Here is an 11350-nt window from a genome sequence, read left to right on the forward strand (position 1 = left end):
TAAAATGATTATCATTACTGTTGGTGGAATAGTTTATTTTATGGAAGTCCCTTAAAGCTTTGTCCTAATTTAGTAATCACAGATGATGTGGTGAGTGCAAAAGTTGCCTGTGCGTTTTGTGCAATAGCTTGCAGTCGTGTCATCCGTTGTTTACCTCGTGGTGGATACACAGGTACAACAGTTGCACCTGCATATAAACCTCCAAAAAAAGCAGCAATGAATTCCAGTCCAGGTGAATACAGAAGTAGGACTCTTTCTCCAAAAGCCTTCATACTTTGAAGTAATGCTGCAATAGCGCGTGCTTTTTGGTCTAATTTTTCATAGGTGAAGCTAACTTTTTCTGTTTCTCCATCTATCAAAAAGGTATATGGCGCTTGATTTGGTTGTTGTATTGCCCTATAACGTAACAGGTTAACTAAAGTTGCTTCTTGTGGAGAATGTGGAAAAAATAAATCGTTATTCATAGCCTTTTGTACTTGAAATAGAATTTAGCATCGGTAAAAACAGTGAAATCACAACTAACTATTTAAACTAGCATAAATTGTCAGTAAGCTATATCGATCCCTTTGATAAATGGAGCTTGCATTTGTTTCAAAAAATTCATCGGGTAATTTCGATTTAAAAGACCCAGTTCGGATACATTTTTACCATTAGGAAGAAAGTAAGTGCCAAAAAGAATATCCCAAATTATTACATGATTTCCGTAATTATTGTTTGATTCACTAATATTTTTGGAGTGATGCCAGCGATGTAGCTCAGGTCCACTGATAATGTAATTAAACCAGCCAAGTTTTACGTCTATATTGCAGTGCTGAAAAAATCCTTTAATTGAGTAAATAACAGAGTAAAGTGCCAGTACTTCCTTGGATACGCTAAGAAAAATGAAGGGCAAGCTATCGCACAAAAGTTGCAGCGATCTATCTAAGGGATGAAATCTCCCAAGATTAAGCCAATATAATTTGTGAACGGAGTGATGTACGGCATGAAATCGCCATAACGGAGGCCATGTATGGGCTGCACGATGTAACCAGTATCTCAAGAAATCACCAGACAATATCATAATCAAAATTTGTATCCAGATGGGATAGTTGTGCGGCCAGAAATTACTTAAGTTCAAATTATTGTTGTTGATAAAGCCGAGCAACAAACTCACTGAGAAAATAGAAAGAAAGTACGGGAGCAATACCTGTACCAACATCATAAAAATGAAGTCAGTTCCAACATCGCTCTTACTGGGCAACCACTCTTTCCGATAAGGAAGTATAAGTTCAAAAAAAGTTATTAGACCGACTCCAGCAATGATTGTAGCTACGTAACTACTAAGGAAGACGTTTATGCCATAATTTTTCAGACCAAAATAAATCATCAGACCAATCGACATGACACCTGGGTAAACTGTCAATATTAAAATATGACGAAATCTTACATTCACAAGGCTCTTTTTCTCCATTTTGAAATTAGAAATATCCAACAAACACGCTGTTTTATAATGGAAATCGTTATAAATTTATTCTAAATCTGTTTTCTCTGCATCTCTAAAATATGGATATTTGGATTAATAACAATATTTTGAAGTAAAATCTTAAAGTCTTCCAAAATTGTATTAATTGTACTTTCAAAAAACAAATCGACATCGTATTCCATTTCTCCCCAAATGCCTTTTGCCCCTATTCACAGATGTAGAGTTAAATCTCGTCTTGCTCCCCTGAATGGTCTATTTTGTAGGCGAACAGAAAGATGTTCTGAAATTTTTACATTCTCAGTTAATAAGGGAATCTCATTGTGAAAAATTACTACTATTGGTAGAGGAAATGTGTGAGCATTATCTGTTTTGGACAGGGGTACAGTTTCCAGAATATATTTCAAGGGAAGAGCGCTGTAGGCATACGCTTCTAAAGTGGTTTTGCGAGCCAGATAAAGTATCTGTCGGAATGTGGGATTGTTTTCTAATTTTGCTTTAATTGGAATCTGGTTAATAAAGCAACCAATTAAAGCTTCAATATCAGCTCGATTGCGATTAGCAACAGTAGTGCCTATACAGAAGTTAAGCTGATTTGTATAGTGATAAACTAATATCTGTGAAGCTGCTAACAAAAGCATGAATAAAGTACAACCTTCTTGTTTGCTGAGTGCTTGGAGTTGGGCTGATAAAATTTCAGATAGTTGGAACGGGTAGATGGCTGCTCTCAATCCCGGCACAGCAGGACGAGGTTGATCTGTTTTGATTTCAGGGACGACCAGATGCGGTGCAAGCTGTTGTTGCCAATAGCTTTGTAGTGTTGCCAGTGCCTCTTTTTGCAGCCATTGACGTTGCCAGACAATAAAGTCTGCATATTGCATTGGTAATTCTGGTAGAGGTGAGGATTTTCCTTGGGAAAATGCTTGATAGATTGCTCCAAGTTCCTGAAGAAAGATAACCATAGAAGAGCCATCTGTAATCAGGTGATGGAGAGTAATCAGCAATATATGTCGATTTTCTGAGAGTCTCAGCAGTGTGGTTCGTAAAAGCGGCCCTCGAACAATATCGAACGATTCGTGAGCTTCTTTTTGGGACAACTTTTGCACTGTTATTTGTTGTTCTGCTTGAGATAGCGATTGTCCTTCTCCTGTCAGAGACGCTGCGCGAACGGACACGCTACGCGATCGCAAATCCACCACCGACAATGGTAGATTCATCATTGGATGAATAATTTGAGTCGGTTTTTCTGCGACAATATCAAAAGTGGTTCGCAAAGCAGCGTGACGATGCACTAACTCATTCAGACTGCGTTCTAGCGCTGGAATGTCGAGATCGCCCGTAAAGTGTAGGGTGAAGGGTAGATTGGCAAAGGGATTACTTGGGTCTAGTTTTATTTGAGAGTAAAATGACTCCTGAGCAAAAGACAAAGGCAAAGCAACAGCCTCTGTCCTCGTAACCATGATGGGAGCATCATCAGATTCACTTTTAAACAAGGCCAATTGGGTCTGTAATTGTTGAGCCAGATCGAGCAGGGTCATGTTTTCAAATAACGCCTCGATTGACAACTCTAAAGCAAAGTCTTTTTTTACACGGTTTACTAGTTGAATTAACATCAACGAGTCCAACCCCAAAGTATTGAGCGGTTGTTCAACATCTAACTGAGATGGAGGCAATCCCAACACTTTAGCAATTTGTTCTATCAAATATTCTTCAAGCTGTTGCTGCTGTTCTTCTGGGGATGTTGCAAGTTGCGATCGCGTAGCGTGTCCAAAGGACAATCGCCTTAATGAAATATTCGATTCAGGGACAAGAATTTTAGGGGTAGGTACGTCTAGAATTATGGTTTGGCTGGTCAAAGAAGATTCATATTCATCGGTGGAAAATCCAGTTTCCTGGTGATGTCGAACTAAAGTAGTGATGAGTTTTGGTAGGAGTTGCACTTCCGCTAGTGAAAATAATTCTGTTTGGGCAAGAAGTTGAACAATCTGTTCTGCTGAATCTCCCCGGTCAAATAAACTAGAAATCAAAGAACGGTGAGGTAGTGCAGATAGAGCGCTTGGTTGAGACGAGCGACTACTGCTGAACCAATAGCTTTGTCGCTCAAAGGGGTAGGTGGGTAGTCGTAGGCGATCGCGGCGATAATCGCGATCAAATCCTGACCAATTGACAGGTACTCCTAAAACGTAGAGTTGTGCCAAACTGGACAACAACTGCTGCCAGCTGAATTTCCCCGAACGTAAGCTTGGCAGCCAAGTTCCAGCCCCTTCAGGTAGACAACGCATACCCATCGACAATGAACTGGATTTGGGCCCAATCTCGACAAATACTGTAACTCCTTGCTCGTGCATAGTTTGCATACCCATTGCAAATCTTACGGGTTCACGGATCAGACTTACCCAGTAGTCTATTTTTGTTATGGCATCTGGAGATAGCTGACCTGTAGTTCCAGAAATTAAAGGAATTTGTGCGGGAGAGGGGGTATAGTCTGACTTATATTGGGCAAAATCAATCTCCAGCGATTTCATCAGCGGGGAATGATAGGCATAGGATGTGTCCCAGCGAACAGTTTTGACTTTTTGTGCTTTGAGATCGGCCACAACTGCATCAACTACCTCTTGCTGACCGGAAATTACAATTTGCGGGCCGCCATAAAAGCCAATGCCAACCTTGTCACCATAAGGTTGAATTGCAGCCTCTACTCGCTGTTCATCTGCAAACACGCCGACCATCGTCCCCTTTGAGTTTTTAGATTGGATATGCTGCTGTCCAGAGATTATTATCTTGAGTGCGTCTTCCAAACTGAACAAGCCAGCAAGATAGGCAGCCGCATACTCTCCTATGCTTATTCCCATAATGATTGTGGGTGTAATTCCCCAAACTTTCCACAATTCGCAAAGTGCTACTTGCAGTGCAAATGTTGCTATAAATAATTCTGAATCAGTATATACTTCATTGGTAGAATTTTCTGGGGTATTAGGGGAATAGAGAATATCAAGCAAAGACTTTCCCAGCAATGGTTGAGCGATCGCATTACAGCGATCAAGTACTCGGCGGAAGGTGGGTGATTGTTCGTATAGTTGCCGATCTAGTCCTAGTCTGTAGTTACTCAAGCCACTAAACAAGAATCCAATCTTAGGAATCTTTTTTGGCTTCACAAAACCACTCACTAACCCAGCTGACTGCCCAAATAATGCAAACGCCTGCAAACGTTCTGCAATTTGTGTTGTGGAATCCCCAATTACAGCCAGCCGATGGTTAAATGAGGTTCTGCCAGTATTGGCACTAAAACAAACATCCGCAATTGATATATCAGGATGATTAACTAAAAACTCGTGATAACGCTGGGCTAGCGATCGCAATGCTGTTTCGGTTTTGGCAGATAGAGTCAGCAGATGTAAAGGACGATCAATCTCAGAAGACTCTAAAACCAAATCGGGTGCTGCTGCCATCACTATATGAGCGTTTGTGCCGCCAAAGCCGAACGCACTCACGCCTGCAATACAGGGGCGATCGCTTGACCAAGGTTCTAGGGTTTGCTGCACTTGTAGAGGCAGTTTATCTAATGCCACATTCGGATTTGGCTGCTGAAAATGCAAGTTCGGCGGAATCTTTCCATACTTGAGGGACAATGCCACTTTAATTAATCCAGCAATTCCACTAGCGGCCTCTAAATGCCCGATATTGGTTTTTACAGAACCAATCCGACATTTATCTCCAAAAGAGCGATTCGCTACTAAGATATTTGCCAGGGCTTTCAGTTCAATAGCATCCCCTAACAAACTTCCAGTCCCCTGTGCTTCGACATACTGTATTGAACTTGGCAAAATTCCGGTATCTTGATAAACTTCCTGTAGTAGTGTCTGTTGTGCTTGCAGATTAGGAGCAGCCAGTCCATTACTACGTCCATCTTGGTTGATTGCACTACCCCGGATGATCGCATAGATGGGATCGCCATCTGCCAATGCTTGAGACAGCAGCTTCAGCACTACAACACCAACTCCTTCACTCCGCACCAAGCCATCGGCTTGAGCATCAAATGCTCTGCAACGTCCTGTAGCCGAGATCATCCCTGCATTTGTGAGGCTTGCTGTCACTTCCGGGAATAGCATGATGTTGGTGCCTGCGGCTAAAGCTAGGCTAGATTCCCGGCTACGCAAACTCTGACAGGCAAGATGAACTGCTACTAGAGAAGAGGAACAAGCGGTGTTAATTGCCAAACTCGGGCCCGTCAAGTTAAGCAGGTAGGAAATACGGTTAGCAGCAACACTGCTGAGATTGCCATTGGCTGCATAGCCATTGGTCGAGCGTGCTTCTGCCATGATTTCGTAGTAATCAGAACCGGCAATACCAACGAAAACTCCTGTTGCGCTTCCTGAGAGTTTTTGAGGGACTAACCCAGCATCTTCGAGAGCTTCCCAAGTGACTTCCAGTAACAGCCGTTGTTGAGGATCGATGCTAACGGCTTCTTGTGGGGCGATGCCAAAGAACTGTGGGTCAAATTGATCGATTTGCTCTAAAAAACCACCTTGGATAAGTTGCGTCTGTGATGAAGTGGAGCCGGGAATAAAGCAGGAATGTAGATTTTGCCGTTCGGAGGGAATAGGTGCGATCGCGTCAATTTGATTGCAGAGTAGATGCCAAAAAGCTTCGGGAGTGATTGCACCTGGAAAACGGCATCCGATCCCAATAATAGCAATAGGTTCAATATTCATAGTATTCACTCCTCAACTTGGCTGAGAATTGCATCTCAACTCTGACAATAAAATTAACAACATCTAAAAATTTCATATAGCAATTGTTTTGTTACGAATCGTGTTAACCGTAGCATTGCTGGAAGTCAACCATAAATGCAGCCAGGTCCTCTACTCCAGACTGAGTGACAGCATTGTAAAGTGATGCCCGCAAACCTCCTATTGAACGGTGTCCATCTAAGCCATAAAATCCGTTTTCTACTGCGGTTTTGAGAAATAGAGGCTCTAAATTGGGGTCTGCTAAACGAAACGTAACATTCATCAGCGATCGATATTCCCGAATAGCATGACCTTGATAAAATCCTCCGCTTTCATCAAGCACCTTATAAAGAGTGGCTGCCTTGGCTTGGTTTATCTCTGCCATTGCCGCCAATCCACCAATATCTTTCCGTAGCCAACGGCTAACTTGCATCACTACATATAAGGCAAACACTGGAGGTGTATTGTAGATTGACTTACTTTTAATATGAGTGCGGTAATCTAACATTTTATGTAAATTAGAGGGAATTCTCTGGAGAAGATCATCTCGAAGTATCACCACTGTTAAACCCGCTGGTCCAAGATTTTTTTGTGCGTGGGCATATACTAATGCATAACGGTCAACTGCTATCGGCTGAGATAAAAAATCTGAAGCCATATCGCAAATTAACGGTACATCATCAGACATCCCAGGCAGGTAAGAAAACTGTACTCCCTCTACTGTTTCGTTCGAGACATAGTGTAAATAGGCAGCTTCCGACGAAAGTACTAGTTTTTCAGCTGCTGGCAATCGGTTATAACCGCTATCTCTGCCATCCCACACCACCCGTACTTTCCCTTCAATGCTTGCTTCAGGCACTGCTTTTGCACTCCAGTAACCAGACACAATATACTCCGCAGTTTTTTTGCTTCCATGTAAGAGATTCATTGGAATCATGGAAAACTGTAGACTGCTACCTCCTTGTAAAAAAAGAACATGATAATCCCTTGGGACTCCCAGTAATTCCCGCAAATTATTTTCCGTCTCGTCTACTACATCACGAAACCAATCGGAGCGATGACTGATACCTAAAACCGACAAGCCAACTTCCGGCACATTCATTATGGCTGCTTGAGTAAGTTTTAGCACTGGCTCAGGTAATGCTCCAGGCCCTCCAGAAAAGTTTAAATGATTACTCAAATTTTCTAAGGCCATTAGAAAAATTCTCCAGTCAATTTTAGAGGTTTAAAATTACAACTATTACACAAGGAAAAAATATTTAATTTCAAACTTCATCAAATCAAAAAAAGCAATTTTAAGAATAATTTAGCCCTCAGAATCCACCAATAATAGCCTAGATTTATAGAGTCTGTAAGCGTCTTAGAAACCAAATAATTATAGATTAATTGGGGATCTTTAATCAGCTAATTTATCCGTAAATTATACAGCAAACCTAACTTAATTCCAACTTTTAATGACTAAATTATGTTTTTTTAAAAATTGTAATGTACAAGCATTAAATTCGGAATTTCTTAAAGCTTGGTATTCTACCAAAAATAAGAATGTGAAACCAGTTCACAATTACATTTAAATGATGAAGATTTGAACCCCGACCCAAAACCTTCTGCCTGTAAAGGCAGGGAACTTAAACCGCCAAATTTTGTTTACCTTCGTTTTATTTTATTTTCAACCTTTTAACCTCTCTAGTATTTATCTAATTATTGTCTATATAATTTATATAAATTTAATTTACAACATATCAATAGTAAAATTTACATCTTTACAAAAAAAAATTTAACTTTTCCCACTTTTCCCACTTTTCTTCTCTTGATTAGACCTCTTGCACGAATCAAAAGAACAGGGCAAGTTCATAGTTGAGAAGCCCAGCAATCAAATTGCAACGTAGACCAAAACGTTTTCTGCGATTACCCCGGATTTCTCACAAAGCCTGAAAAAATAAGAGTCAAAAACTGCCAAAATGATTAATACACCTGAATTCCAGCAGTTTTAGTCTGACTCTTCAGAAAACAGATTGTATACCGGAACAGTTCAAATTTGAACAAGTCAAGTCATATCCAGTGATAGTTAATTTCCAGGGTGAAGCTGTAACATCGGATGCAGGGTTAACATTAATTGCGGAACTAGACCGGAAAATAAAATAACATTACGATTAGCACAGTGTTTCAAAGATTACAGAGAACAGAAGAAAGTTGAACATTCGGTAAGTAGTTTGATTGCACAGAAAATATATGGTTTAATCATGGGCTATGAAGACATAAATGACCATGAAACTCTACGCCAAGATTTGATATTTGCATTAGCAGTGGGTCAAGGGATTAATTCAAAGCTTGAATCAATGACTTTAGCTGGTAAAAGTACGTTAAATTGTCTGGAACACTGTCCAGAAAATATAACGTCGAAAGCTGAAAGTCGATATCATCGAATTGAACATGATATATCAGCTATAGAAACACTATTGGTGGAAATATTTTTAGAATCATATTCTTCCCCACCACGACAAATAACTTTAGATTTAGATGTGACTGACGATCTGGTACATGGTCATCAAGAAGAAGTGTTTTTTAACCCTTATTATCGGGCGTACTGTTATGCGCAAATTTATATTTTTTCTGGTCAACATTTATTAGCAGCAAAGCTACGTGCGTCTAACGTAGACCCGGCAGAAGGGGCATTAGAGGAGTTACAAAGAATCATAAAATAATCCGTTCATGCTGGAGTAATGTCAAAATTATGATTCGTGGAGATAGTGCATATTCGAGAGAAGAGATTATGGCATGGTGTGAATCACAACGAGAAATCGATTATGTGTTTGGGTTAGCGCAAAATAGTCGATTAATTCAGCTTTCACAATCAATTAAATACCGTGCATCTCAAGAATATGAACAAAAACTGCAACCAGTAGTTGAGTTTTTTGAATCCTTATTTGCGCCGTCACCAGATTTACACCTCGCAGCAACAGCATTTGTGAAGAATTCAGTTTGGTATTCATTGCTTAACTATAAAACTCTATACTCTTGGAGTCGAAATCGTCGGGTTGTTGCCAAAGTTGAATATAGTAATCAAGGGGTAGATACTCGTTTTGTAGTAACTTCACTATCAATAAAGAAAATCCCGCCTAGAAAACTTTATACAGAAAAATATTGTCCAAGAGGCAACATGGAAAATTGTCTCAAAGAGCAAAAACTAGAACTAAAAAGTGATAGAACAAGCACCCATACATTCGCAGGTAATCAACTACGTTTGTGGTTTTCATCTGTTGCTTACATTTTAATGAATGCTTTACGAGAGAAGTGTTTAGCCAAAACGGAGCTTCAAAACGCTACTGTTGGCACTATTCGGACAAAGTTATTGAAGTTAGGCGCAACTATCACAGTTAATAGCCGAAAAATTTTGATTTCAATTAGCAGGTCTTGCCCCTATAAAGAAATTTTCGCTCTGGTCTACAATTATTTATCTCTCTTACCCTGCCCTGGTTAATTTTGATTTCATTGCCATTATAATAATTAGCTTGCTTTTGGGGTTTAATTTGCTTAATTTAACCCTGTTTTCATCTGTCTAATTATTGGTAATTATGATTTTTACTTCAGTATTTATATTTTTATCAGTCTGTTATTTATCTTTAGATTTTCGGATAATACGTTATTATCCGAAGAGGCAAAGGGGCAGTTCTTGCTGGGAGCAGGGGGAGCAATCCCTGCCCCGAAGCCGTGAAGCGGAGCGGAGCGCAACATGGGTATCAAGCCCCGTTATAAAGGACGTTCTGGATTGGTCGGAGTATCAAGATCCGTTACTACCTCCCCGCTGCTCCCTGCTCCCCGCTCCCCTGCCTCCGGCGTTGACCTCGCCCAATGCAAGCGCCTTGAAAAAGATGGGGCTTCTGACGAAGAAGGTTGTTGGGGCTGGCTGCAATACTGCTCGGATAAGCTCTTGAGGTAAAACTCCTCCCCTGCCTCCATTTCTCCCCCTGCTCCCCCTGCTTGCCTCAACCAAGAAATTCCTTAACCGAGCAGTATTGGGGCTGGCTGTTTCCCCACACCCTATACCCGCCCCAACGGGGCTTGGTAATGCAGAAGAATTTAGATTGGTGACAGAAATTTGCGGTTTCGAGCAAATAGTCCGTCATTCTACAATTGACACTGAGTTTTTAAAATGCCTTATAGAGAATAAGAAGTATATTTTTAGACCTATGAGCTACCAAACTAGTCATCCAAGTGATACTCAAGCGCTGGAAGCAGTTGTGGAAAAGTTTGGAATTCCCAATTTACGTCTGGTAATTGATTTGCGTATTTTACAAGATTTGCGAACCATGTTGGACAGCGATGGCGATCAATTTGTTGCCGAGTTACTGGATATTTATTTAACAGACGCTCCACTGAGAATGCAGATGATTAAGGATGCTGCCGCCAATGGTGAGCGAACAAAACTACAAAAAGCGGCTCACGCTTTGCGCTCTCCTAGCGTTAGTATTGGTGCAGCGAGGTTGGGAATGATGTGTCAAAGTTTAGAAATTTCTGCCGATAACCAATTATGGGCTGAACTATCTCAAATGATTAATCAAATAGAGAGCGAATATAGAAATGTCGTAAAGTTTATAACGGCTTATGTGAGTTGGGGTAGTAAAAAAGAAGGGGAAAGCACAAGATAGAGGATACAGCGAGATGGAAATAGCCTCGCCTCGGACTTCGCCACGGTAGTATGAGGTGTAGATTGTCATAATCGCACCCTCTCTAAATCGTAATCAGTCACCCGTGCTAAGAAATCTTTGGATCTAAACATGCCTCCTGACTGGACAATAGACTCCACAAGTAATCAATTCGTTTCCAAGCCACAGCAGCTTGCCGGGGAGAGCAACTCAAACCATAAGCACGACGGGCATCGTAATTACCCTTAATTCCCTTGAATATATTCCGATTCGCTGGAGGAGACAGTCAAAAGTCTGTTGCAGTTATTGGAGAAGGTAAATCGGCCTTATCTTACTGTTGTGGAAGAGAAATTGCTGAGTGTTCTGGAGTTGGAATACGAGAGAAGATAACCTCTAAACAATTTTGGCAATTTGGCATCCAATGTCTTTGGGTTGCAGTTTGAATGGAGATATCAACACAACGGGACAGTGAAGAAGCTGTACGAGGGATAGAGCAAAGCTTTCCGCTTCTGGTGTCC

Annotated in this window: 6 protein-coding genes and 1 pseudogene; 2 read left to right on the top strand and 5 right to left on the bottom strand. The window is 40.8% G+C overall.

Features of this window, described 5'->3' with window-relative positions; translation table 11 throughout:
* Positions 1–38: 38 nt before the first annotated feature.
* From HWQ42_RS17285 to HWQ42_RS17300, 4 genes are all read right to left on the bottom strand, one after another.
* A complete protein-coding gene (locus tag HWQ42_RS17285; protein WP_367119062.1) occupies positions 39–464 on the bottom strand; it encodes an AMP-binding protein in 426 nt (141 codons plus the stop codon).
* A gap of 80 nt (positions 465–544) precedes the next feature.
* Positions 545–1471 (bottom strand): sterol desaturase family protein, encoded by a 927-nt coding sequence (locus HWQ42_RS17290; protein WP_292814284.1) that lies wholly within the window; start codon positions 1469–1471, stop codon positions 545–547.
* A gap of 200 nt (positions 1472–1671) precedes the next feature.
* Positions 1672–6171: a beta-ketoacyl synthase N-terminal-like domain-containing protein gene (locus HWQ42_RS17295; protein ID WP_292814287.1), complete on the bottom strand. Its 4500-nt coding sequence runs from the start codon at positions 6169–6171 to the stop codon at positions 1672–1674.
* Between the two features lie 103 nt (positions 6172–6274).
* Positions 6275–7384, bottom strand: coding sequence for a phosphoserine transaminase (locus HWQ42_RS17300; protein ID WP_292814290.1), 1110 nt, complete (start codon positions 7382–7384; stop codon positions 6275–6277).
* 797 nt (positions 7385–8181) lie between these two features.
* Between HWQ42_RS17300 and HWQ42_RS17305 the strand changes: the two are divergent.
* A pseudogene (locus HWQ42_RS17305) lies at positions 8182–9667 on the top strand (IS1380 family transposase).
* A gap of 269 nt (positions 9668–9936) precedes the next feature.
* Here the strand turns inward: HWQ42_RS17305 and HWQ42_RS17310 are convergent.
* A complete protein-coding gene (locus HWQ42_RS17310) occupies positions 9937–10176 on the bottom strand; it encodes a hypothetical protein (RefSeq protein WP_292814292.1) in 240 nt (79 codons plus the stop codon).
* 200 nt (positions 10177–10376) lie between these two features.
* Here HWQ42_RS17310 and HWQ42_RS17315 point away from each other — a divergent pair, with 200 nt between their 5' ends.
* A complete protein-coding gene (locus HWQ42_RS17315) occupies positions 10377–10835 on the top strand; it encodes an Hpt domain-containing protein (protein WP_292814295.1) in 459 nt (152 codons plus the stop codon).
* Positions 10836–11350 lie beyond the last annotated feature (515 nt).

It is taken from the genome of Nostoc sp. JL23 (genome assembly GCF_017115065.1).
Classification (GTDB): Bacteria; Cyanobacteriota; Cyanobacteriia; order Cyanobacteriales; family Nostocaceae; genus Nostoc; species Nostoc punctiforme_A.

What these genes read in the sequence shown, in the direction of transcription:
- HWQ42_RS17285 (WP_367119062.1), bottom strand. Translation starts at nt 464, where the DNA reads ATGAATAACGATTTATTTTTTCCACATTCTCCACAAGAAGCAACTTTA.
- HWQ42_RS17295 (WP_292814287.1), bottom strand. Translation starts at nt 6,171, where the DNA reads ATGAATATTGAACCTATTGCTATTATTGGGATCGGATGCCGTTTTCCA.
- HWQ42_RS17300 (WP_292814290.1), bottom strand. Translation starts at nt 7,384, where the DNA reads ATGGCCTTAGAAAATTTGAGTAATCATTTAAACTTTTCTGGAGGGCCT.
- HWQ42_RS17315 (WP_292814295.1), top strand. Translation starts at nt 10,377, where the DNA reads ATGAGCTACCAAACTAGTCATCCAAGTGATACTCAAGCGCTGGAAGCA.